Consider the following 25,450-nt stretch of genomic DNA (forward strand, 5'->3'; position numbering starts at 1 on the left):
TTTTTAATTTTGTAAAACTAAGGTTGGTCCTGGATAAACTGCAGGATTCACCAGCGGAATATTCGCTTTATACTGCTTGTTGATTACACGTAAAATTTCAGCAGCGATAAACGCATATCCTCTCGGGTTCAAATGTACACCATCTAATGAAAACATCACCGTATTTAAGTTACCCATTCCCTTAAAATAATCCGCAGTATAAATTTGCCCATCCTCAACTCTCAAACCACTTACAGCTTTGCGCAATAAATCATTCATATCCGCCACTGCTAATCCTTTTTCATTTGCTACATTTTTGATAATTGAATTAAATGCATTGGTAGCCGCCTGTACTTTTTCTTGCTCCACTACATTCAATACAAATTTATCGTCAATTGGATAGGTAATTCCCTTTTTCAACATCGCATCCATTACAGGATTACCTGTATTGAAAGAAGCACCAATTTGAGCTCTACTTGTCAACAGCATTAAATCTTTTGCTGTTGCATGTCTCGCTTGTCCAAAACTTTTAGCTATAAAGGCAATTTCAGGATCCGTAATAGGGAACGGAAACTTTCCTGATGCTACCAAAAATTTAATCGTTCCTTCGATTTGCGCTTCTAAATTATCTAATGTTTTATCTTGAATCAACAAGGGATTTGCTTTGTTTTTATCCAATAATTGCAAGCGATCTCCTTGTCCAAATTGTTCTAAAATTCCTTTAAACATGCCCACCAACATATTCAACTGTCCAAAAACCTCATCTGGATCCTGTCCTGGCTGTACAACAGCAGCAGCAGTTATTGGATTATAGGGCACTGTTGTAAAGAACGGAATTGTCGTCACATCAGGCACAGTAGCTACTACTCCCTTTGCACCACCGCTAACTAGCGTGTTGACAATACCTTCATACGCCATTTTAAACACGCCTACATGCGTAATATCATTTCCTCCATATTGAGTAAGATCCGTTCCGTTCGCTTGTTCATTTTGATCCAAGCCTTCACCTCCTGAGGTAGCATACGCCAATACGTCATTCGCTCCAATCCAATTCGTAAAAAAGGTAGGTTTTAACGTCATAACATCCGCCATAACCGTTGTTTCATCTGAAGTAGCGGTACGCACAAAATAAGGATTTGCTTTTCCTGCCAATAAATTATTCATACTACCATAACCTGGCGCAATTAAATGAAAGGTTTTAGCTCCTGGTACTCCTGCATTGTGAAAAGCTTTTTGTGCTTTTTGCTTCACGTCTAATGTCACGACCCCTTTTTTATTCTCTGGGCTACTCGTTGCCATATTCATCACCAGTTTAGTATCAAAACCAGGTAGCGGATTTCCGTTGATTAACATTCCACCTACATCATTGGTATCATCACCTAAAGGTGGCTGTGTAAATTCACCCCCTCCTACGATTTTAAATTGTTTAGCTAAGATATTAGGGAAAGAATTTTGTTGTCCTGAGCGGTACAATGTACCATCCATATATCCAGCAGTCAAAGAATTTCCGATAGCCACATAAGAAGAAAAATCCGCTTCACCAGCATAGTATGTGCCTGAATTAATCTCATCTTTGATAGATGGCTCACACCCTGCAGCTAAAAAAGCTAAAAGTGGCGCTATATATAAATATTTTCTTTTCATTTTAAGTCTCTTTAATCATTAAAAACTATAAGTAATTCCTAAACCACCACTTGTAACAGCTGATTTATACGTTCCTCCAAAAGACACATTTTGCTCGTCCTCTTGAAAATAATCGTAAGAGCTATGAGTATCACTAAAGTGCAAGTAGGAGAACACAAGATCCACGCCAATTCCATTTTTAAACTTGTACGTTAAACCTCCCGTATAGGCACGAGAATCATTTCTAGGGGTTTCTGGAGCAAAGTATCCTTTTTGCACTGGACTTTCATCATAATACCATCCAGCTCTTAAAGTCAATTGTTCATTTACACTGTATTGTGCTCCAAGGCGATACGTACTTGAATCTTTGTAATTTCTAGGATTCACAGCAGTTCCTAAGGTGCTATTATCGACAAAATCGATAACCAATGCATCGTATACTTTCCAGAATGTTCTGTTGTAATCAAAGGCAAATACCCATTTATTCCAAGAATAAGAAGCTCCTACCGTTAACTCAGCTGGTAATGGCATTTCGGCTTTAATTTTACCATCCTGAAACATGCTACTGCCAAATTCAGGGGCATGCGAGAATTTTGCTTTCCCGCTATTTTCTTTCATGATAATTTCAGAGCGGTAGTTCAATCCGAAACGCAAGTGATCATCCACACTTACTAAATATCCAGCAGTCCATCCCCAAGCCGTTACATTTTTCGCTTCAATTTCAACACTAGTTCTTCTTCCTTGCTCATCGGTCATACTACGCGATATATTTCGATCAAAAGTAACCCCTCCATTGACGAAGATAGGCCCTCCACCAAAACTGAAATGCTTACTCACTTTGAACGCTACTGTTGGTTGGAAATAGAAGGCCTTTAAATCGATATTATTTACTAAATGCGAACCTTGCCAATCCCTATCCCAATCCACCGCACTTCCATAGGGCGTATAAATCGCTAATCCGACAGTCATCCAATCCGTTGCCTTATAAGTCCCATAGAGATAAAAAGGCGTTCCCGGGTTTCGGGTTTCATTCTCCCATCCATAGGTCTTATTTTGGAATTTGGTATCAGCGACCAAATAATTCATCCCAGCAGAAAAGTTAAACTTATCCTCTAGATAAACTGATGCACCTGGGTTAAAAAATAGTGACTCTGCACCACTGCTAATCACAGCTACCCCTGCATGTCCCATCGCAAGCTGTCTATTTCCTTGCATACTAACGCGATACCCCCCTGCATACGTAGAGGCTGTAATTAACGTCAGAAGGGATAATGATACTACCTTTTTTATCATAATTAACACTTATTTTATTTCATATCTAGTAAATATAAAAATATATCCTAATTTGACAAATTTTTAATACCCACTTTAACACTATAAAAGAAGAAATAGAAACAAAACTACTGTTTTTTATAAAAATTCAAATCACATATATCTTTTTATTACTACTTTTTTATTTTATTTCTTAATTAACCAATCCCGCTCCTTTCTCTTTCGCTATTCTTTTAACAGTACAAAGCGCTGTTGTGTAAAAAAGAAAAAAGCTGCCCTAACTAGTTAAGACAGCTTTTTTTACTATAAACTAAAAACGTAAGAATTCAATTTAGTATTGCAGGTAAATCCACCCCGAGTATGTATCTTTTAGGATATTTTGCATCACGTAGAAATAAGTTCCCGTCGGCAACAGTTTATTTCCTGAACTAGATTGCCCGTACCATTCTTTTTCATACTTTCCTGCGTTATACACCAATATTCCGTTTCTATTATACACTTTTAAATTCACAACATTGTAATTACTTAAATCTAAGTAGTCATTTAATCCATCTCCGTTTGGAGAAATCCCCTTAGGGATAAACACTTTTTGATAATTAATATCGCTACATGTTTCACAAGCTTCAACGGGATCCTCGTTGTCTGTTGCTACCACTGTAACAACGTTAATAAAGGCATTCGTCTGTTTTTCAGGTATGGTCAAAGTAACTTCATAGGTCACCTGCTCCCCTACATCTAATCGTGAAATCACCTCGATTAAATCACCTTCACCCGATGAACCTAAAGAACTCTTCCACACCATTTGTTTTACACCTTCTGGCATCATATCAGTAACTTCGACATCCACAGCTGATCCAGGCCCTTTATTTTCAACGACAATAGTATAAGTGGTTTGTTGACCAGGAATATAGTATTGAATACCATCATCTTTTACCGCGTGTAAATCTGCTTGATACAAAATAACAGCAATTGTAGCGTCATTTCGCTCTGCAGTAGTAGGATCATCCGACAATTGCGTCATAGTCCCCCCATGTGTCACCCCTGTTAAAGAAGCCTGATTAACCACTTGTTTCGCTCTGAAATCTGCTTCCGTAATGGTGTGATAGGCTTTCACGGTTACCGATTCTCTTGGTTCCAATACCGCAATTGACGCTGGACTTAAGGAACCTGCATCTGCATTTTCATCTGTGAGCACAAGCTCTTTAATGGCAATTTCGCCTATGTTTTTTACAATAATTTCATACTCAATGCGATCGCCAATTCGATTGTATTCTTGCCCTATGACCTTTTTAGTGAATTCTAATTTCCCCAAAGCTACAATAGCTTCAGCTTTATTATTTGCTAAGTTATTATCAATGTTATCCCCTACAACCGTAGCTATATTTTTATATTCACCTCCGTTTTTGATCTTTACTTTAATTTCAATACTCACTTCTGCTTGAGGATCCAATTCTCCCACATTCCACTCTCCTGTAGTTGCATCATAACTTCCTTGATCAGCAGTATAGCTTATAAACTCATAGCCCGACGGCAGCAAATCAGTTACCACAACATTAGGATCAGCAAAAACTTCATCCAAATTTTTCACCGTAATAATAAAAACAGCTTCTCCCTCTTTTTGCGATTTCACTTTTTTGGCAATCGATAAATCAGTACAAGGCTTAACTAATACCTCAATAGGCAACGACATCGTACTCCACCCGCATTCCTTTTTTATTTTTACGGAATACATCCCACTTTTCTCAACATCGATAAAGTTTTCTGTCGTAATTTCCAATGATTCTCCTTGAAAGAACCACTCGTATTCTAGCGAATTCTCCTCAGATTCAATGCGCACAGTACAGTTGTCATTTTGCTTCACCTTAATAGGCGCTTTAGCCGATTCTCCAAAAGAAGAGAAAAAAGCAGACATCGAAAACCCATCACCTTGCTGAACCAAACTCGCCGTTAAAGGCAATCCTGAACGCAAGACAATATTCTCTGGATTTCCTATAGAAGTATGATTGAATGTAATCATATAAAAACCACTATTTCCGAGTGCAACTCTAGCTCTCCCTGTAACGGTTTCTATGTTTTGATCATTAATATACACGAGTTCTGTTGGATGTTCAATAATAGCGAATCCCATGTATGGCAGTCCTCCGTCATTGTAATTGACAAACTTTTTCGTTTGAATATTAATAGACCCCGCACATCCTCCAATAGGCAATACAGTTGAAATATCCGTTTCACATTCCACCGCTGTACCCGCGTATACAATTACTTCATTATCGGATACAATCAGACTTGACGAATTAGGGTTTCGACCATCTCCGTGATAAAACGAATAATAATCTCCTGCATTAGCCAAGACTTGCGTAACCATAGTTCCTGTTTCTACCCCTTGTGGTGTAAAGCTTTTAACAGTAACTGTTGTATTGTCTTTTGTCGCTACAATTAAACTTTGCTCCGATCCAAGAAACTGACTGCGTTGAGTATCATTAGGAATTGTTCCTTCCCCACGAACCACCAAATAACGATTCCCTAGCATATGCACAGGCGCGACCTGATCAAAAGTACCATCTTGACCATTAATACCTCCTGGACCACAAAGTCTAGGGGTATCTCCCCAGTTCCCCACATTGACCACTACGGCTTTCGTTGCTTTTAAAGCACTACCCAAAGGAGCGGTAAACAATCTACTTTGCCCCTTATTCAGGGTAAAAGTAGTTGTTCCAGTTGCCTGTCCTATTTCTACATCTGTTCCATCTTCCGTTGCCATAACCGAATAAACAGGTGTATTATCGTATAATCCTTGTGTACTCTGTCTATAATATCCCACGCGAAATTCTACACCTAACCCCTCTTCACCAAAACTCACTAAAGAGGCATTCCCCTTAATGTTATCTACTCCTAAAGACGTCCATCCTACACTTGCGTCAGAGGCAATATTTCGCATATTAACCAATACCGGTTCTGTTGCTTCGACTACTAAACCGCGATCGTTATACGTGGTATTCACAACATTGCGATTCTGTGTATTCGCCGTTCCTACAAAGCGATAAGAAATTGGGTTATTTGCTGTCACGCTTAACGTTGTTAAAAGCGTTCCATCACTTTTTTTCAGCACAACCTCTACCGGAGTTGTTGATAGTGTCCCAATTACAATCTGATTCGCAGTACTCCAGTACTGCCAAGGAGCTGGCGCAATGTGATGTGTCTTATAATATTGAGCAAATACGGCATTACTCAACAAAAGCAGAATGCCGAGAAGTAAATAGTTTATTTGTTTCATAAATAGAGTTTGATGTTAAGTTGGTTCGTACAAAACCTACATTGGTTCATTTCAGGCTTTCTTGATTCTAAATCAAAATTGGTCCAATTTAAGTTAAATTTAACTATACAGCAAATAATCAAAAACAAAAAAATAGTCTAAAATCATTTTTTATTTTATTTTAATATTCAAAATTTAGTTTTTTAAATAAAAAACAAATTAAAAACCACTATTCAAACACCCTTAATTATACTACAAATTAACAATACCCAATAAAAAAAGGCTCTTGCAGTGCACTGCAAGAGCCTTTTTTTATTCTAATTTACAGCTAGATTTAAACCAAAAATTCAGCGACTATTTCAAAGAATAGCTGCGGATTCTCGGCGTGTAACCAATGCCCTGCATTGGGAATCGTTTTAATTACCGCTTGAGGAAAGTACTTTTGAATTAACACTTCATCATTTTCCTGAATGTATTTTGAGGCTCCTCCACGTATAAACAGGGTTGGTTTATCAAATAAACTTGCTTCATCAATACCTTCTCCAATCGCATTTTCATCTTTATTAAACACCGCTAAATTGAATCGAAAAGCCAATTGATCAGGTTCTTTCCAGTACAAACTCTTTAACAAAAATTGTTTTGTTCCAAAATCTTTAATGCGCGCACTAACAATTTCATCCACCTCTTTTCTGGAAGGTTTTAAAGAAAAATCAACTGCATTTAAAGCTTCTAATATATCTTGATGGTGCGGTGCATAGGTACGGGGTGAAATATCTGCCACAATCAACTTCTCTACTCGACTTGGGTGTTTAGCAGCTAAATGCATGGCTACTTTCCCCCCCATAGAATGTCCTAATACGACAGCATCACACATCGCATAATGATCCATATAGCGCACAATATCTTCTACCATAAAATCATAGGACCAATCATCTGAATGGAAGCTACGACCGTGATTTCTCAAATCTATCAAATGCATTTCATAGCCTTGTTCGACCATTTGTCTACCAAAAGTATTCCAGTTGTCAGACATGCCAAAATAGCCATGTAAAACAAGCATCGGAATACCTCCTTCTCCTTCTATTTTTGAATATAAAATGTCTGCCATTAACTCAATTTATTTATATACATATTCACTACATTTTCCAATCCAAGATAAAGCGATTCCGCAATCAATGCATGCCCGATAGACACTTCTAGTAAATTGGGAATATTGGCTTTAAAGAACTGGATATTATCTAAGCTCAAATCATGTCCGGCATTAATACCCAAATCTAGTTCAACAGCCAACATTGCTGCTTTGATATAGGGCTCAATTCCCTTCTCATTCCCCAATCCATATTGCGTTGCGAATTCCTCCGTATATAACTCAATGCGATCTGTGCCTACCAACTTAGCCCCTTCAATCATCTCCAGCACCGGATCGACAAAAATGGAGGTGCGAATTCCCTGTTGTTTACATTCTTGAATTACTTCTGTTAAAAAATCTTTGTGCTTGACAGTATCCCATCCAGCATTCGACGTCAAGGCGTCTACCGCATCTGGCACTAAAGTTACCTGTGTTGGTTTACATTCAAACACTAATTTCAAGAAGTCATCCATAGGATTCCCTTCAATATTATATTCTGTATATACCACATGCACTAAATCTCTTGCATCCTGATAACGAATATGACGTTCATCTGGTCTAGGATGAATAGTTACCCCCGCAGCACCAAACTTTTGCACATCTTCAGCAACTTTTAATAAATTAGGTACATTACCCCCTCTTGAATTTCTCAAGGTAGCAATTTTATTGATATTTACAGATAGCTTTGTCATAATTAAGATATTAAAAAACAAAAATACAAAGTATAATTAAGGCTTATTGGTTTATTTTTAATTATTTTGCAACAGCAATTCAATCGAACCTATTTTGACAACCTTAGAATCTTTACTCATCGACGCACCTACACTCACTAGCGATATGCTAGTACGTGATGGGATTGCCTTTTTAGACCAACATGATTATTCGCATCTTGCTCTTGTCGATTCGGACAATAAATGGATGGGAACATTGGCTACTGATGTATTATACGATACTGATGAAACGGAAAAAATTGCAAATCTCAAGTACCACATAGCATCACTTTTTGTTTACACTACTGACGATCTAGCCAAAATAGTCGATACATTTATCCTCAACACGTGTAACTTGTTACCAGTTGTTGATGAAGAGATGCATCTGAGAGGAATGCTACCCAAGGCAGCTTTAACCGCAGATTTAGTAGAGCGTACATTTTTTGCTGAATTAGGTACAACTCTCATTATTGAAACACACGCAGAGGCCTACAGTCTTTCAACAGTAGTGCAATTGGTGGAAAGCAACAACGCCAAGTTACTCGGTATTTTACTGCTACAAACAAAAGAACAAAAAACTCAAATCCTGTTGCGAATTAGTCAGAAAAACATTGAGACAATTATTCAAGACTTTCGACGTTTTGATTTTGATATTATTTCTCAACACGATGAAGATTTACATCAAAACAAGCTGATTGAGCACTCTAATTATCTAAACAAATTTTTAAACCTATAGTATGAAATTTGCAATTTACGGGCAAACCAATAAAACAATAGTACAACAAATCGTTCGTCGCTTATTACATGTATTGGAGTCTTACCACCCTACCATTATTTTCGAGCATCATTTTTACGATTTATTAAACGAAATAAATCTATTACCTACTACATACGAAACTTTCGGAAATGAGAATGAACTTCCTACGGATGTTGATTTCTTTATTAGTATTGGAGGTGATGGTACAATGTTGAGAGCTGCAAATTTCATCAAAGACAAAAACATTCCCATTGTGGGAATTAACGCTGGTCGATTGGGTTTTTTAGCAAACATTCAAGAAGACACAATCGAAGAGCATTTACCTCATTTGTTTCAGAACACATACAAATTATCGAGAAGAGCTTTACTCACCATCGATTGTAACCCGGTGGCTAATTCTAATTTCGACATTAACTTTGCCTTAAACGACATAACCGTATCGAGGAAAAACACAACATCCATGATTACTGTGGAGACGTATTTAGATAATGAATACCTTGCCACCTATTGGGCAGACGGATTAATTATTTCAACCCCTTCTGGATCCACAGGATACTCCTTGAGCTGTGGAGGCCCCATTATTGAACCTGAAACAGGATGCTTTGTAATCACGCCTTTGGCACCGCACAATTTAAATGTACGCCCATTAGTGATACGAGATAACCTCACGATTAAACTAAAGGTAAACGCTAGGGAAAGTCAGTTTTTACTTTCTGTTGACAGTAGTACTCAAGCAGTAAACAACGAAACAGAAGTAACCATTTCAAAAGCTCCCTTCACTATTAATTTAGTAGAATTTCCTCAACAGAGTTTTATTAAAACACTGCGAAATAAATTACTGTGGGGCGAAGATAAACGCAATTAACACGCGAATCGCACCCTTTTTTTTGTTACATTTATTGTTTCGCACAAGATTTTGTTCGTATTAACTGCAACAAAATCTTTTTTTTCAAACAAAGAAAGTTCATTATTACTATATTTGTGAATTATTTTAACAAAATGAAAAAGATCTTAATTACATTTATCTTACTACTTACCATGCCTTTAGCATACGCTCAAATTCATGAGGTAGGCTTTGGTTTAGGAGGTACAAACTATGTAGGTGATGTGGGATCTACACAGTTCGTCAATCCAAAGAACATAGGCTATAACATTTTTTATAGATGGAACAAGAGCCCGCGACACTCCTATCGCTTGAGTTTTAGTCAAACAAAACTAACCGGGAATGACGCTGATGCTTCTAGTGAAAGTAGAAAAGAAAGAGGCTTGCGTTTTGACAATACACTACAGCAACTGAGTTTGGGAATTGAATTCAACTTTTTTGAATTTGATTTACACCAAGAAAATTTTGCTATGACTCCTTATCTTTACGCTGGTATATCAGGTATTCGTTACACTGACATTTACCACAGAAATAAAAAGATGATTAAAGGTGACAAAAAATACAACGCAGCGATTCCCTTTGCTGCGGGAATGAAAATTAGAGTAAATCCTCAGATTAATATTAATGCAGAAGTAACTGCGACTTATACATTCACCGATAATTTAGATGGCAGTAATCCTACTTCAGCTAGCACAAAACGCTATCGCTTTGGAAAAAATGGAAATGATTGGTTTTTCTATTCGGGAATTACAATAAGTTATACTTTTGGACATAATCCTTGTTATTGCGCAGATTAAATGAAATTGAAAGAACAACTTAACATGAGCAATCTACCAAAGCACATTGCAGTTATCATGGATGGCAATGGTAGATGGGCTAAACAAAGAGGTTTTCTACGAACGATTGGTCACGAAAATGGCGTAAAATCCCTTAGAACAACTATTACAACTTGCGCAGAATTGGGTGTCAACTATCTGACATTATATGCTTTTTCTACAGAAAATTGGAACAGACCCAAGTACGAAGTAGACAAATTAATGGAGCTGTTAATAAAAGCATTGACAAAGGAAATCCCTACATTCATGAAGCACGATATCGCCTTAAATGCGATAGGAAATTTAGCTTTACTACCCGAAAAAGTTCGAGATAAGTTAACTGACGCAATTGATAAAACGAAAGAAAACAAAAGGATGACTGTAACTTTAGCATTAAGTTATGGCTCCAGAGCAGAAATAATACACGCAATTAAGGAAATTTCTATTAAAGTTAAAAATAATATAATTTCAGAAGACAATATTGACGAATCAATTATTAATGAGCATCTTTACACGCATAATATGCCTGATGTTGATTTGTTAATTCGCACAAGTGGAGAGCAAAGAATTAGTAATTTCTTGCTTTGGCAGATTGCTTATGCAGAATTGTATTTTACGGAGGTATTATGGCCGGACTTCTCAGAGGACGAACTTTATCGTTCTATTCTATCCTATCAAAACAGAGAGAGAAGATTTGGAAAAACTAGTGAACAAATTAAATAAAAACGAAAATAATGTTTCAAAAAGGCATCTCACTTTTTGCTCTGTTTATTGCAGGTCTAATTTGTAGTAGTGCACAAGCACAGCAAGGGGGCAATATTCCTACTTTAGAAACCCCTAAAACTTACATTTTAGGAGATATAAAAGTAACTGGTAAAATTAATTACAACCCTCAAACGGTTGTAACTTTTACGGGTTTAAATAAAGGTCAAAAAATTTCTGTTCCTGGAGAAGAGATTTCAGATGCTTTAAAGAAACTGTGGAAACTCGGTTTTTTTAAAGACATTAATATTTACGAAACATCTATTGTTAACGACACTATCAATTTAGAGCTTACTTTAAATGAATTACCTCGTTTGAATAGTGCAAAAGTAAAAGGCTTCAAAAAAGCGAAATCTGAAACTGTTACCAAAGAGGCAAAATTGACAAAAGGTAAAATTGTCAATGAAAACTTGCTATCAACAACAAAGTATTTCCTTTTAAACAAATACAAAAAAGACGGTTACTTTAATACCAAAGTGACACTAAACACTGTAGCTACGGATTCAACAGGTAAATACGTAGATTTAGTTGTAGGCATTGACAAAGGAAAAAAAGTCCGCATTTCAGATATTACTTTTGACGGTAACAAACAACTGACAAACAAACAGTTGCGCAAAGCTTTAAAAGACACGAAAAAACGCAGTCCTTTTAACCCTTTACGTATTTTCAAACCTTCGAAATTCATCCAATCGAAATACGAAGAAGATTTGACGCGTTTAGTTGACAAATACAAAGAGAAAGGATATCGAGATGCTCGTATTATAACAGATACAACTGCATACAATTCAAAAACGAATCGCATGGCGATTAATATCGATGTAGAAGAAGGAAACAAATACTACATTGGTGATATTCGATTCATCGGAAATACAGTATACACAAACAATCAACTTCGCAATATCTTAGGAATTGACAAAGGCGAGGTTTACAATGGTGTTTTATTAAACAAACGCATACAGGACTCATCAAATCCAGATGCGTATGATTTAACGAATCAATATCAAAACAACGGGTATTTATTCTCTAACATTACCCCGGTAGAGGTAAAGACGGCGAATGATACCATTGATTTTGAAATCCGTATCACAGAAGGTCCTATTGCACGTTTTAACAACATCACTGTTCGCGGGAACGAGTATACACATGACCACGTTATTCATCGTACCTTAAAAACTAGACCTGGAGAAATCTGGAGTAAAGCTATGGTTATGGAAACGATGCGACGTTTAGGAGCTTTGAATATTTTTGATGCTCAAGCGATTGTTCCAGATGTATTAAACCCCGATCCAACTTCGGGAACGGTAGATGTTGAATGGTCCGTAGCCGAAAAAGGATCCAGTCAAGTTGAGTTACAAGGAGGATACGGTGGAGGTGGTTTCATCGGAACCTTGGGATTGTCATTCAATAACTTTTCTTTGCGCAATATTTTCAATAAAAAAGCATACCACCCATTTCCAATGGGAGATGGTCAATCTTTAGCTTTGAGATTACAAGGAAGTTCTTATTATCAAACGTATAGTTTGAGTTTCTCAGAACCTTGGTTAGGTAGAAAGAAACCGGTGAACTTATTTGGTACCATTGCCTACAGTACACAGAATCTATACGACTACTACAACAGAAGAACAGATCGCAGTAGAGGTTTTAACATTACAACATTACAACTTGGGGTTGCGAAACAATTAAGTGTACCTGATGATTACTTTGTATTATCACACACGTTGAGTTTCCAATACTACGACATGAAGAACTACAACACGGGGTTATTTACCTTTGGTGATGGTTCTTCGCGAAATCTAGCCTACCAAATCGAATTAACGAGAGACAACCGAGGAATGGATCCAAACTTCCCAACTTTTGGTTCGTTCTTTAGCATCAGTGGTAAGTTTACACCACCGTACTCGTTGTTCAACAATGTTGATTACAAGAATTTAGGCAATCAACAAGAGTACAAATACAAATCAAAAGCAGGACAAATCGATCCTAATACAGGTTTAATAATTCCAGAAGGTACCTACTTAAATGCAGCAGGACAACCCGTGAGCAACTGGCAAGATGCAACAGCAGATGCTAGTAAAGTAGACCAAAAACGATTTAATTGGTTAGAATACTATAAATTAAAGTTCAAAGGTGATTGGTATACCACAATTTTTGATAAATTAGTATTTAGAACAGTAGGAGAATTCGGATACATGGGGGCGTACAACAACAACCGTGGTGTTGTTCCGTTTGAGCGTTTCTATGTTGGAGGAGATGGATTAGTTAACTTCTCATTAGACGGTCGTGAGGTTGTCCAATTGAGAGGGTACAAAAACCAGGCTTTGACGCCAATAAATCAATATGGCGAACAAATTGGTGGTACGATATACAATAAATTCACCCTAGAGTTACGTTATCCTATTACACTAAAACCAAGTGCCTCTGTATATGTATTATCATTTGCAGAAGCTGGAGCAGCATATGATTCATTCAAAGATTACAATCCATTTGATTTAAAACGATCGGCTGGATTAGGTGTTCGCGTGATCATGCCTATGTTTGGTCTATTGGGTATTGACTTCGGGTATGGATTTGATGCACCTCCAGGAACAACTCAGAAAAACGGTTGGGAGACACACTTCATCCTTGGTCAACAGTTTTAGTGATACACTTTGCTAAAATTTAACAAATTATGAGGTATCTTTTTATTTTTTTAATCAGTATTTTTGGTTATTCCTTTTCCTTTGCACAAGGAGGGTCTGCTCGAGTTGCTTATATTGACATGGAACTTATCTTGCAACACGTCCCGGAATACACAGAGGCTAGTGCACAATTAGCCTCACGTGCAGAAGGCTGGAAACAAGAAGTTGACAAGAAAAAGGAAGAGATTAAAAAACTCAAAACGGATTTAGCAAATGAAAGAGTGTTGCTTACTCGTGATTTGATTAATGAAAAAGAAGAAGACATCAGTTCTCTTGAAGACGATCTTTTAAAATATCAACAAAAATATTTTGGTACAGATGGAGAGTACTTTTCGCAAAAAATAAGTTTAGCGAAACCGATTCAAGATCAAGTATTCTCTATGGTTCAAGATATTGCTGAGGCAAGAAAATACGATTATGTTTTAGACAAGAATGCTGAAACTACGATGTTAATAGCCGATAAACGATATGATATTAGTAATTTAGTCATTCGTCGCATGACCGCTGCTCGAAGAAAACAAAACATGACAGCAGAGCAAGTAGAAGCTGTAGAGAAAGAGGAAAAAGAAGAAGATGCTATTTCGCTTAGACAAAGTCGACGTGAGGAACAGCAACGCAGAAGAGAAGAAGCTGAACGCCAAATGCGTCAAGAACAGAAAGAAGAAAAGCAGAAGCAACAGCAAACGAAGACAGAGCATGAACAAATCAGTAAAGAAGACTCTTTAAAACGTCAACAAGAAGAGAAGTTAAAAGAGTTAGAAGAGAAAAGAGAAGAAGCTGAACGTTTAAGACAAGAGAAAATTGAAGCGCAAAAGCAAGCGCTGAAACAAAAACAAGAAGAGATTGAACAGAAGAAGCTAGAGGATAAACAAAAGAGAGAGCAACTTCAATTAGATCGAGAAAAGCAAATTAAACAGCAGCAAGAAGAAGCGGAAAAGCAAAAAGCTGCCAGAGAAAAAAGAGAACAAGAAGAAAAAGATCGACGCCGAGAAGAAGCGGAAAAACAGCAAAAAAATGACAAGAATGAAGAACTTGAAAAATTAATTGCTGACAGACAAGCTGCCGAAACCAAGCGAAGAGTGGAACAAGAGCAAAAGAAAACTGAAGCCCTAGAACAACGTCGAAAACAAATAGAGGAAACGCAGCGTAAACAACAAGAAATAAAACAACGCGTTCAACAAGAACAAGAAGAAAAACGCAAAAAAATGCTTCAAGAACAAGAAGAAATGAAAAAACAAATTGAAGCCGCAAAAAGTAACAAGTAAAATAATATAAAAAACGAATACAATGAAAAAAATGAAATCCTTATTGATTGCAGCAGTAATGTTTTTTGGCGTTAGCTTAACTACAGCAACAGCCCAAACTAAAGTTGCACACATCGATGTTCAAGCTTTGATTACAGAAATGCCTGCTATGAAATCAGCTGAGGCAGAATTAAAAACATTAAGCGAAAAATATCAAAAAGAATACGGAACAATGGTATCTGAGTACCAAACAAAAGCTCAAAAATACCAAACTGAAGCTCCTACTGTAGGAGATAAAGTAAACGAAGATAGACAAAAAGAAGTGGAAGATCTTTTACAAAGAATCCAACAGTTCCAAACTACAGCTTCGCAAGATTTACAAAAGAAAGAAGTTGATTTAACACAACCTATTTTTGAGAAAGCTAGAACAGCAATCCAAAAAGTAGCTCGCGCTCAAGGAATCCAATATGTATTAGATTCATCAATGGGTTCTGGCGTTTTATTAGCTGACGGTACAAACTTAGCAGCTGATGTAAAAAAAGAATTAGGTATTAAATAATTTTTATATTTTCAAAAAAAGTCCGTTTTTACAACGGACTTTTTTATTTTTGTTCTACTTATGAAAAACACAAATCCCATTGGTTTATTTGATTCTGGTATAGGTGGAACCACAATATGGCAAGAGATTCGCAACTTAATGCCTTATGAAGACACCATTTTTTTAGCAGATCAGAAGAATGCACCTTATGGCACACAAACCAAAGAAGCTATTGTTGCCCTATCCCATAAAAACGTAAAATACTTGGTTGATCAAGGATGTAAATTGGTTATTGTTGCTTGCAATACAGCAACCACAAATGCCATTCAAGAACTGCGTTCTTCCTTTACCATCCCCATCATAGGAATAGAGCCAGCTATTAAGCCAGCTTCTCTACTGACAAAAACCTCAACCATAGGTGTTTTAGCTACAAAAGGAACCATTACAAGCGATTTATTTACTTCCAAGCTAAAACTATACCCTAATGTGAAAATAATCGAACAAATCGGCTATAATTTAGTCACCTTGATTGAGGCGGGTCAACTCCATACCCAAGAAATGAAGGATCTTTTACAACTCTATTTACTTCCCATGGTCGAGCAAGGCATGGATACTCTAGTTTTAGGGTGTACGCACTATCCTTATTTAACCCCTATTATAAAAACAATTATTCCCGAAGATATTTTAATTATTGACTCTGGTGAAGCAGTTGCAAAACACACCCAAAAAGTATTAGCTGAACATCAATTATTGACTACAACTAATCAACCTGGCCACACCCTGTTTTACACCAATGTAGACCCTTCTGTGTTACAAACATTCGCACCAAAAGATATCCAAGTTCAACAAATTGAATTTTAAAAAAAGCATTGCACACTAGCAATGCTTTTTTTTTCTGCCAAATCCTTACCAATATTCAAAAAAAACAGTAATGCATGAATCCACTACTGTTTTCTATTTAGCAAATATTTGTGCTAACCGCTATTTATTTCTCTTGATCTGCCTCTTTAAACCAACCAGAATACATCACATAATTATTGGCTATACGCTCAATCTCCCCTGCGAAATCCGAAGCACCAATGTCTTTTACCTTCTTTGCAGGAACACCTGCGTAAATGCTTCCTGGTTCCACTACAGTATGCTGCGTAACTACAGCTCCCGCAGCTATAATCGTATTGCTGTGAATGACACAATCATCCATCACGATAGCTCCCATACCAATTAACACATTATCGTGTACAACACAACCATGCACCATAGCATTGTGTCCTATTGAAACGTTGTTTCCGATAACTGTAGGATGTTTTTCGTAGGTACAGTGTATAATTGCTCCATCTTGGATATTTACCTTATTGCCAATGACAATCGAATTCACATCACCGCGAATTACTGCATTAAACCAAACACTACACGACTGCCCGATTGTAACATCTCCGACAATAGTAGCATTCTCTGCAATATAGCAATCCGTTGCTATATTGGGGTACTTCCCTCTTATTTCTTTTATTAGCATACTTTGTTATATTTAAAAAAAAAGTCCCGATAAATATCGGGACTTTTTTTTAATCGTGTAGGTTAGGACAATTACAATCTAATGTACTTCGTTTTGCAAATAAATCAACTCCAAGTGTGAATAAATGGAATCCTCCTTTGTTAAACGTATTATCTCCTAATTCATGTGTATACGTGTAAGTAAAACTAAACATTTTATAAGACCCTCCAATTAGTGGACTGATACTTTGATTTGCTTGTTTTTTGCTTTTTCCACTTTTCATGTATTCCGCTCGATTAAAATCGCGACGGTAAGAAACACCAGCCCAAAGTTTAGCGTCTTCGAAAGTTTTATACACTTTCATATTCACATCAGCTAACTTCATCTCCGTTTCTTCAACATACTGCACTAACACAGAAGGCTCATACATCCATCCTCCATTGTAGCGCGTGTTTCCGAAAGTATAACCACCACCTAATAAGTAACGGCGAAAATTGTTGCTTTCTGCATCTGTATACAATTCTCTTTTACTTGTAACTGCATTTTTTACGGTGAACATAGAGAAAAATTCTCCACGGTGATACGCCGCTCCAAAATCAACAGAAAAATAGCTATCTTTTACTTCAAGACCACCACTTAACACAGGGTCATAAACAGAACCAAATTTTGTTTCATCTAGTGTAGTACGAGCAAAACCTGCACTCATACCAAACGACAACATATTCAATTCATAACGTGACTCACTGAAAGTAATATGATGTGCATACGTCAACTTAGCTCCACTTTCAGCATGATAACCATTCTTATCTGAGAAAGCGATGATACCAATACCCGATCGTTCTCCGACGCGGGTATTGATTGTTAAAGTTTGCGTTTGTGGTGCATCATCTGTATCACCCCACTGTTGTCTTATCGCTCCTCGTACCTGTGTACTATTTTTTAATCCTGCCATTGCTGGGTGAATCAAATAATAGTTATCAGCCAAATAATCCGAATACATAGGTAATCCACCGTCTTGCGCATGACCCATTTGAGTAACTAATAACGCAATTGCTAAATATCTCTTCTTAAATATTTTCATATCCTAAATTATCGTTTTAATGAGAAGTGTCCTTTATATTGAACTTTTCGAGGAACTTGATTTGCTTGTTTAGCTTCTTCTAAATACTCTACAGTAAACCAGTAATCAGTAGATGGCATTTGTTTTCCATTAAATGTACCATCCCATCCTCCATTAGCAGGAGTAAACTGAGTTAATAATTTACCATATCTATCATAAATGTAGATCACAGCTTCTGGATGACCTTGCAATGTAGGAATATTCCATGTATCATTAAATCCATCACCATTCGGTGTAAAGAATCTTGGATAACCTAAAACAAACACATCTACATATTGCGGACAAATTGAACGCTGATCTTTATATCGAACCCAAACTCTGTGCGTTCCATTTAATACATCATAGAAAATTTTCGAATCTTGATAAGCTCCTTCATCTAAAGCATATTCAAACAATCTTGCATCTTTTGGATCTTCAACGATAATAGAAATTCGCTCTTCACCATCGATTGCTCCAAGAATACCTTTTGAATCAGCATTTGTGATTTTAATCTTAATCTCTTCAACAAAATTAAGCGTTATCGCATTACTAGTATTTGAACATTGTTGTCCTTTAAACTTAACAACTACTCTAAACACGTTTCCTAATTCAATGCTTTCTACTACATAATATGATTTTGTAGCACCTGCAATTGGAGTATATATTCCACCTGTAGCATTTCTTCTTTCCCATTGGAATTCATAATCTCCACCTTTAAATCCAGAATCAATTGTATAAGGATCCAGTAATTTTTTAGTCGTATAATCAATACATACTAATGGTCCTGCTGCTAATACTGGCGCGATTGGCGTTTCAAACACAGTAAGTGTAAATCTCGTTTCATCTTGACAGAAGAAATTAGCACCTGGGCGTTTTACCACTGCAACAATTTCATGTGTACCGATAGGCAATCTAAAGTTACCTAATTGTGCTGGATCAATTAATACATTTTTATAATAATACTGTACACCTAAGTTTGCTGCATCAATATTTTGTCCAATGATAATTTCATCTGTGAACAAATTAAGGTCAAAAGTAGCAGTTCCTGCAGATCCTGCTGGACTTGCGCATTTCTCAATTCTTGTTTTATCAGCTAAGCTAATATCAAAAGCAAAAACTTTTTCTTCAACAATTAAATTCAATACGCCTACAAAGTGACAACCTGATTCTTTTCTAACTACGCGTACAAAAATTTGTTCAAATCCACGTGTTTGGTTTGTACGTTGTGGTTGAATAGCAACTCCAATGTTATTTCTTTCTGCGTCATTTCTATCTAAATAGAAGTACACATCAAAATCTGCTGGATTTTCACCATTCAATATCTCATCTAACTTATCTAGCATATTGAAGTTGTGGAATCCTGATGTATTTTCCTCACAAATAAGGAAGTTCACTGGAGCAAATACAGGAACTGGTTTCACGCCAATCTGTAAAGGCACAAGCACTGCACATCCCGTATTTCCATTCAATTCTGAATTTACTCTTACCCATACAGTCGTAGTACCAGAAAGATGTTGATCAGGGAAAATAATTCTATCAAATCGATCTCTTTCCTCAGCTCCACGCTTCGTATTGTAATATTCAAAACTATAATTTGCCGATTGATTTGCAATTTCTAATTCTCTAACTGTTAAATCAAATCTAGCCAGCCCATCTATATGTGTCGGACTTGAATCACACTCGTAAATAGGTTTAGGATTGAAATTCACATTTGGCAATGGCAATACTTTTATTGTCATTGAAGTATAACTTCTACATCCATTGAAACTATTTACAGCTACCCAAATCGTTTGTGGGTTACCTGTATTTGGATATTGTCTTGGATTTGCGATAGCATTTCTATTCGCTAGTGCATCCTCTTTTGTTAAATAATAATCAAAAGTAACACGATCAATTACTCGACCTAAAATATCCAATTCTCTAATTGTTAAGTCAAACGTTCCTCTACCTGTATTTGGCAAGGATGCTTGACAAATTTCAATTGGCAATGGATTGTTAATTGCTAATGGAACATTGGCAATAATTTTAAAGTTTCCAGTAGCGAAACAGCTACTCAATCTACTTGTAACTCTATACCAAATCGTTTGGTTATTCCTAAGACTTACATAACGTTCTGGATTAGAAATCGCATTGCGTCTTGCTAAAGCATCTGGCTCATTTAAGAAATACTGAATTTGAACATCGCTGTTATTTTGAGCTGCTAAAATTGCTGTATCTTGAATACGCAAGTTGAAAAGAACTCCCATATCAGAAAAAGGATCATCGCTACACGTTACCAAATCAGGTAAATCGATTGGATTTAATGGGGTAGCAACTACAGTTAAATGCAATGGTTTCACTGTAAAACATCCACCTGCTAATTCTCCTCTAACATATACAATCGCATTATTTGCTGTAATATTATTATACTGATTTGGATTTGGAATTGCATTTACTCCTGCCAAAGCATTTTGCTCTGTCTCATAAAAAGTAATGACAATATTTGGATCTCCATTTTGCAATGAATTCACTAAGCTCATCAAATCAAACACTCCGAACCCATCATTATTCACACTACAAATAGCCACTGGATCTGTTGGAATATTCAACACCGGAGTTGTCAATGCTTTTAATTTCATTGGTCTAATTTCAGTACAACCGGTATCCGAATTAAATCTCACATAAACTGTTTGTTCGTATTGTTGGATATTCACATAGTTATTTGGCAAAGCATTCACTTGTCTTTCTGCTTCACTTCTTGAACCATAAAAACGCACCTCAAGTCCTAATTGAATTCCAATTAAATGTGTAACATGATCTAATAAATCAAACGTTGCATATCCTTGTCCTAAAGCAGGGTCTTCACATTTTTGATAATCCACTACAGTAGGAATCACTGGCATTAAGATTGGCGTAAGTACAATATTAGTCAAACTAAAACAGCCTGTGTTTAAATCTTCTACTTTTGCCCACACACTTCTACCTAAGGCACTAGAATAATTTTCTGGATTCACAATTGAATTGCGACTATTTTCAGCATCAACACGCGAAGTATAATAATCAATTCGATATGGAGTACCATTTAATTGCGCTGTAATTTCTGCCTCTTTTGTTGTTAGATCGACAATCATCTCACGGTTTGGATTATCCACACACATGGAGAACATGATACGCTCTGGAACAACTACTTTAGGGCTAATCGTCAACAATACAGGTACCACTTGGAAACACGTACTTCTTGCGTAAGCGACTCTAGCATAAATTGTTTGCGTAAATGGCACTGTATTAACAAAATTCGTCGTACCAATTGCATTGATATTTTGGTTTGCATCCGTAATTGAACGGAAGTATTTCACCTCGATATAAGGACTCACTTGATCACCCAACAAGCTAATTGTCGCCTGTCTCAAATCAAACTCTCCGATTCCATTTGGTGCTGTACTTAAACTACAAGAGAAAAGCTCTAAGCTATCATTGATCTCAGCCAATACTGCCACTTCTAGTTCAATTGGATAAACACCATAACAACCTGTGCGAAGATTTACTAAACGAACACCAATTGTTCCCGTAGCAGATTCATAATTTGCTGTATTGTGAATAATTTCACTTGCATCGTTATTAATCGCACCTGCTACTGTTCTAAAGTAAACCACTTCTACATTTGGACGACCCGCAATAATAACTGGTGTTGTCAAATTAAAATTAAACACCCCTGTTGTTTTTCCTTCGATTGGACAACCAAATATCTTACCAATATTCGGCATTGTTGGTACCTGGTTGATAAACAACTGAAACGATGTTAACGTAAATTCTGTCGTTTGTGTTCTATTTTGTACACGTACCCAAATCGTTTGTCCATTACTTCCTATAAAACGAGTTAAATCAGCAGTAGGAATAGCATTCCTATTTAGATTTGCATCCTCTTGGGTTAAGAAGTACAATACCTCATAATTCGGATTGTTATTGTATACACGCGGTGTTTGAACCGTTAAATCAAAAGGAGCCGTCGTTGTAGCTAATTCGCTACATACCGATAAATTTGGCAATTCATTTAAGTCTAGTTCACAACGCAAAGCTAATAATTCAAAAGAATCCATCGCATAACATTGCATTCCAGCACGATCTACTCGTACCCAAACCGTTCTTGAGAATCCATCTACTGCCGTATTCAACGTTTGTGTTAAAGCAATAGGAGCATTATTAGCTTGAGCATCGCGTTCTGAATTGTAGAACTTAATGTTATAGGTATCGTTAATATTTAACTGTGTAATTACATCATTTAAATCAAATTCTGCAACTCCAGCAGCATCAATACACGCTTGTAAATTGTGTACTTCTGTCAATACAGGAGCATCTTGTACTGTAACCGTAATATCTTTGGTATGTGTACATCCGTAATCATCTACCACTACATAGGTATAAGTATGTTCACCTGGGAACAATGGTTTAGCTACCATTTGCCCATTCTCCATTACTAGATCTGGATGTGGCATCCAATACGAATTCGCGATTACTGGTTGAAAAGTTAACGCTAATTTTTGAAAGCGTTCATCAAATGCAATATCCCAACACTTTAATCTTCCACTATGACCTTGCCATTTATCTTCTACTTGTAAACGCCAAATTCCATTTAAAGGCGCACCAATAAAGTTTGAAAAATCATTATTTGGCGTTGTATATTCCCAAGGTTTATATAAACCATCTGGGAACCTACTTCCAGGAGTAGGTGCCATCTGCACGTTACCGTTTCTATTTTGCAATGGAAAATCAGCATCATCGCTAAAATTGTATATTCCAAAAACATTATTACCATTTCCAAAAGTAATTCCTGTATCAAAAGGTCTATTGCCATTAATATATTTAGTCAAATACATAGAAGCCCCATTAGGAGCAAATACAATAATATCCAAATCCGCTGCCCATCCATGTACAATCTCCATCCACAAATCGATAATATCCTCTGGTCTCTCAATTTTTTCGGTATCACAATAATAATCGAATTCGATAGCACTTGTAAAAAACACCCCAGGAACATCGGGCAAATCGACAGGAACACACTCCATCTTAACTGGTATGAACTCTTGTTTCTCTAGCTCAACTACAGCTCCTAGCTTAATGGGTTCACCTAAACAATAGACTGGTTTATCTGTTGTTAAGGTGATATCCGCCTGAGAAGAGGCTACTTGAATAATAAAAGTTTTATTTTTTTCACAACCGTTGCGATCTGTTACGCTAAATCTCATACGATATGCACCAGGCACATCAAATCGGTAGGTCACATTTTTCCCTATACGCTCTACGGTACGCCTGTCGAATTTATAAGTCCACTTATACACTGCATCTTCACCCGATTCAGAAAAAATAGCATCTCCATATAATTTAATTTCACTTCCCGAACATACTTTAATTACTCCTAGATCTTCCGGACAGGTTGGAGGTGTATTGGGATCGAAAGCAGGTACTGTTCGAGGAACGAGCACTTCTATATTCTGACAAGCTTTCATTTGACACATGATGTTGGCTGAAAACCCTTCCGAAGTTGGTCCATCGTCAGAGGTAAATACCAACGTCATACATCCATCCGCAGCAGAGGATGAAACAAATCCAGGGGAGTTTTGTCCTGTAAATGGACTTCCTGGCATAGCTTGTCCCCCTGATGAAATTGCCAAGGAAGCTCCTGGTGCTAATAAGAAGGAAGTGAAATCCAAACGAATCGTTCCTCCTGGCGTATCTGGACACAACACCATTTCGTAGCGTTGAAGTGGCTGATAGTTACCAGCTAGCCCACCATCATCATATAGAGTTCCTGAACAAATCTCTCTACGACCGTTGAAAATCAAAAGATCTTCCGCCTGTGCTTCAAAGAAACTCATTTGCGTGAGCAGAAAAACCATGAAAAATAAAAATCTCTTCATAAATGATTTTTTTATTGTATAAATATTATTATTACTCATCTATATCGCTTTTAATTAAGACCAAAGTCCATTGCTCTTTGATAAAATAATCAAACATTGTTCTAAAATTCAACGCATAACCATCGCTCCGCGCATAGTTACTACAACTACTTTTGTCATAATTAATTGCTCTACACATTATTGCAAAATTTAAAAATTGTACTTACTTCTCTTAGTTAGAATTACTTCGCTTCTGCAAGCGCTGTTAATTCATACTTAATTATATGTTAATTATATGTTTAAAAAACCAAATATACAGATTCGTAGAATATAAGTTTGTTAATTTTGAAAAAAAATAAAACAAAATGTCACAGATTAAAATTCAAAATACTCAAAACCCTGCAATTGTCAAGTTTATCCTCCCTGATTTCATCACAAAAGGAGACAATTTTGAGTTCAAAAACATTGATGAAACTGCACAATCTCCTTTGGCGAGAGAACTTTTCTACTTACCTTTTGTAAAAACGGTATTTATTGCAAATAATTTTATTGCCATTGAAAAATTTTCAATTGTTGAATGGGATGACGTGCAAGATACTGTTGCGGATCAAATCCAAACTTTCATCGCTAAAGGTAAGAAAATCTTAATAGAATCTAAAGATGATCACAAAAAACATCCTATTACGATTTATGCAGAATCTACGCCAAATCCAGCCGTAATTAAATTTGTTGCCAACAAGGCATTAACCAAGCAAGGTGTTGAGTTTAAAAACATTGACGAGGCGAAAGCTTCACCACTAGCGAAAGAACTGTTTAAACTGCCTTTTGTACGCGAAGTATTCATTGACGAGAATTATGTATCCATTTCTAAATACGAAGCGTTTGATTGGAATGAATTCATTCAATCTACGCGTTCATTTATTAAGGAATTTTTAGAAAAAGGGAATTTAGCAGTAGAGGAAGCTTTGGTTACGAATGTTGCAGCATTAGAGAAACAAGCAGATATTCACTTTGACTCTTTAGACGAGAAGTCACAACGCATCATTAATATCTTAGAAGAAAATGTAAAACCAGCGGTTCAAGCGGATGGTGGAAACATTGCCTTCCAAAACTACAACGCGGAAACGAATATCGTTCAAGTAATCTTACAAGGAGCTTGTAGCGGATGTCCATCTTCTACTTTTACCTTAAAGAATGGTATTGAAAGCATGTTGAGACATATGCTTGCTGACGAAGCTATTGTTGTAGAAGCCCTCAACGGATAAAAGGGACTAATCAGAAGAAACATAAAAAAAAAACGCTTGAAATCAAATTTCAAGCGTTTTTTTAATTCTATTTTTCAC

The 25,450-nt window shown here is 36.6% G+C and carries 17 protein-coding genes; 9 read left to right on the plus strand and 8 right to left on the minus strand.

What is annotated here, in order from left to right; genetic code table 11:
- Window positions 1-3 precede the first annotated feature (3 nt).
- The 5 genes from FBR08_RS03760 to FBR08_RS03780 form a co-directional block, all read right to left on the minus strand.
- A complete protein-coding gene (locus tag FBR08_RS03760) occupies window positions 4-1,623 on the minus strand; it encodes an SGNH/GDSL hydrolase family protein (RefSeq protein ID WP_158961479.1) in 1,620 nt (539 codons plus the stop codon).
- Window positions 1,624-1,641: 18 nt separating this feature from the next.
- Window positions 1,642-2,895, minus strand: coding sequence for an OmpP1/FadL family transporter (locus tag FBR08_RS03765; protein ID WP_158961480.1), 1,254 nt, complete (start codon window positions 2,893-2,895; stop codon window positions 1,642-1,644).
- Window positions 2,896-3,205: 310 nt separating this feature from the next.
- The gene (locus tag FBR08_RS03770; protein ID WP_158961481.1) at window positions 3,206-6,148 is read right to left on the minus strand and encodes a DUF7507 domain-containing protein; all 2,943 of its coding nucleotides are present in this window, start codon (window positions 6,146-6,148) and stop codon (window positions 3,206-3,208) included.
- Window positions 6,149-6,461: 313 nt separating this feature from the next.
- On the minus strand, window positions 6,462-7,235 hold the full coding sequence (locus FBR08_RS03775) for an alpha/beta fold hydrolase (RefSeq protein ID WP_158961482.1): 774 nt from the start codon (window positions 7,233-7,235) through the stop codon (window positions 6,462-6,464).
- A complete protein-coding gene (locus FBR08_RS03780; protein WP_158961483.1) occupies window positions 7,235-7,948 on the minus strand; it encodes a pyridoxine 5'-phosphate synthase in 714 nt (237 codons plus the stop codon). Before FBR08_RS03780 ends, FBR08_RS03775 begins: the two co-directional genes overlap by 1 nt.
- Before the next feature lie 94 nt (window positions 7,949-8,042).
- Here FBR08_RS03780 and FBR08_RS03785 point away from each other — a divergent pair, with 94 nt between their 5' ends.
- From FBR08_RS03785 to murI, 8 genes are all read left to right on the plus strand, one after another.
- On the plus strand, window positions 8,043-8,702 hold the full coding sequence (locus FBR08_RS03785) for a CBS domain-containing protein (protein ID WP_233266228.1): 660 nt from the start codon (window positions 8,043-8,045) through the stop codon (window positions 8,700-8,702).
- 1 nt (window position 8,703) lies between these two features.
- Window positions 8,704-9,588: an NAD kinase gene (locus FBR08_RS03790; RefSeq protein WP_158961484.1), complete on the plus strand. Its 885-nt coding sequence runs from the start codon at window positions 8,704-8,706 to the stop codon at window positions 9,586-9,588.
- Between the two features lie 134 nt (window positions 9,589-9,722).
- Window positions 9,723-10,403, plus strand: a complete 681-nt coding sequence (gene porG, locus FBR08_RS03795) for a type IX secretion system protein PorG (RefSeq protein ID WP_158961485.1) — start codon at window positions 9,723-9,725, stop codon at window positions 10,401-10,403.
- Window positions 10,404-11,144, plus strand: coding sequence for an isoprenyl transferase (locus FBR08_RS03800; protein ID WP_158961486.1), 741 nt, complete (start codon window positions 10,404-10,406; stop codon window positions 11,142-11,144). It abuts the gene before it with no gap.
- Between the two features lie 11 nt (window positions 11,145-11,155).
- Window positions 11,156-13,822, plus strand: coding sequence for a BamA/OMP85 family outer membrane protein (locus FBR08_RS03805; RefSeq protein ID WP_158961487.1), 2,667 nt, complete (start codon window positions 11,156-11,158; stop codon window positions 13,820-13,822).
- Between the two features lie 29 nt (window positions 13,823-13,851).
- A complete protein-coding gene (locus FBR08_RS03810) occupies window positions 13,852-15,126 on the plus strand; it encodes an OmpH family outer membrane protein (RefSeq protein WP_158961488.1) in 1,275 nt (424 codons plus the stop codon).
- A gap of 22 nt (window positions 15,127-15,148) precedes the next feature.
- Complete coding sequence (locus FBR08_RS03815) at window positions 15,149-15,664, plus strand: OmpH family outer membrane protein (protein WP_002989920.1); 516 nt, start codon at window positions 15,149-15,151, stop codon at window positions 15,662-15,664.
- Between the two features lie 60 nt (window positions 15,665-15,724).
- Window positions 15,725-16,504, plus strand: a complete 780-nt coding sequence (murI, locus tag FBR08_RS03820; protein WP_158961489.1) for a glutamate racemase — start codon at window positions 15,725-15,727, stop codon at window positions 16,502-16,504.
- 124 nt (window positions 16,505-16,628) lie between these two features.
- Here murI and FBR08_RS03825 read toward each other — a convergent pair whose 3' ends face one another.
- From FBR08_RS03825 to FBR08_RS03835, 3 genes are read right to left on the minus strand one after another with little or no spacing between them, the layout of a single operon-like run.
- Window positions 16,629-17,156: a gamma carbonic anhydrase family protein gene (locus tag FBR08_RS03825; protein WP_158961490.1), complete on the minus strand. Its 528-nt coding sequence runs from the start codon at window positions 17,154-17,156 to the stop codon at window positions 16,629-16,631.
- Window positions 17,157-17,205: 49 nt separating this feature from the next.
- Window positions 17,206-18,216, minus strand: a complete 1,011-nt coding sequence (locus FBR08_RS03830) for a PorP/SprF family type IX secretion system membrane protein (RefSeq protein WP_158961491.1) — start codon at window positions 18,214-18,216, stop codon at window positions 17,206-17,208.
- 8 nt (window positions 18,217-18,224) lie between these two features.
- The gene (locus tag FBR08_RS03835; RefSeq protein ID WP_158961492.1) at window positions 18,225-24,128 is read right to left on the minus strand and encodes a T9SS type B sorting domain-containing protein; all 5,904 of its coding nucleotides are present in this window, start codon (window positions 24,126-24,128) and stop codon (window positions 18,225-18,227) included.
- A gap of 344 nt (window positions 24,129-24,472) precedes the next feature.
- On the opposite strand from FBR08_RS03835, the gene FBR08_RS03840 reads away from it, so the two are divergent.
- Window positions 24,473-25,372: a NifU family protein gene (locus FBR08_RS03840; protein ID WP_158961493.1), complete on the plus strand. Its 900-nt coding sequence runs from the start codon at window positions 24,473-24,475 to the stop codon at window positions 25,370-25,372.
- The last annotated feature ends 78 nt before the right edge of the window (window positions 25,373-25,450 follow it).

Origin of the sequence: Myroides fluvii, assembly GCF_009792295.1 — a bacterium.
Lineage (GTDB): Bacteria > Bacteroidota > Bacteroidia > Flavobacteriales > Flavobacteriaceae > Flavobacterium > Flavobacterium fluvii_A.

What these genes read in the sequence shown, in the direction of transcription:
- FBR08_RS03760 (WP_158961479.1), bottom strand. Translation starts at nt 1,623, where the DNA reads ATGAAAAGAAAATATTTATATATAGCGCCACTTTTAGCTTTTTTAGCT.
- FBR08_RS03765 (WP_158961480.1), bottom strand. Translation starts at nt 2,895, where the DNA reads ATGATAAAAAAGGTAGTATCATTATCCCTTCTGACGTTAATTACAGCC.
- FBR08_RS03770 (WP_158961481.1), bottom strand. Translation starts at nt 6,148, where the DNA reads ATGAAACAAATAAACTATTTACTTCTCGGCATTCTGCTTTTGTTGAGT.
- FBR08_RS03775 (WP_158961482.1), bottom strand. Translation starts at nt 7,235, where the DNA reads ATGGCAGACATTTTATATTCAAAAATAGAAGGAGAAGGAGGTATTCCG.
- FBR08_RS03780 (WP_158961483.1), bottom strand. Translation starts at nt 7,948, where the DNA reads ATGACAAAGCTATCTGTAAATATCAATAAAATTGCTACCTTGAGAAAT.
- FBR08_RS03790 (WP_158961484.1), top strand. Translation starts at nt 8,704, where the DNA reads ATGAAATTTGCAATTTACGGGCAAACCAATAAAACAATAGTACAACAA.
- porG (WP_158961485.1), top strand. Translation starts at nt 9,723, where the DNA reads ATGAAAAAGATCTTAATTACATTTATCTTACTACTTACCATGCCTTTA.
- FBR08_RS03800 (WP_158961486.1), top strand. Translation starts at nt 10,404, where the DNA reads ATGAAATTGAAAGAACAACTTAACATGAGCAATCTACCAAAGCACATT.
- FBR08_RS03805 (WP_158961487.1), top strand. Translation starts at nt 11,156, where the DNA reads ATGTTTCAAAAAGGCATCTCACTTTTTGCTCTGTTTATTGCAGGTCTA.
- FBR08_RS03810 (WP_158961488.1), top strand. Translation starts at nt 13,852, where the DNA reads ATGAGGTATCTTTTTATTTTTTTAATCAGTATTTTTGGTTATTCCTTT.
- FBR08_RS03815 (WP_002989920.1), top strand. Translation starts at nt 15,149, where the DNA reads ATGAAAAAAATGAAATCCTTATTGATTGCAGCAGTAATGTTTTTTGGC.
- murI (WP_158961489.1), top strand. Translation starts at nt 15,725, where the DNA reads ATGAAAAACACAAATCCCATTGGTTTATTTGATTCTGGTATAGGTGGA.
- FBR08_RS03825 (WP_158961490.1), bottom strand. Translation starts at nt 17,156, where the DNA reads ATGCTAATAAAAGAAATAAGAGGGAAGTACCCCAATATAGCAACGGAT.
- FBR08_RS03830 (WP_158961491.1), bottom strand. Translation starts at nt 18,216, where the DNA reads ATGAAAATATTTAAGAAGAGATATTTAGCAATTGCGTTATTAGTTACT.
- FBR08_RS03835 (WP_158961492.1), bottom strand. Translation starts at nt 24,128, where the DNA reads ATGAAGAGATTTTTATTTTTCATGGTTTTTCTGCTCACGCAAATGAGT.
- FBR08_RS03840 (WP_158961493.1), top strand. Translation starts at nt 24,473, where the DNA reads ATGTCACAGATTAAAATTCAAAATACTCAAAACCCTGCAATTGTCAAG.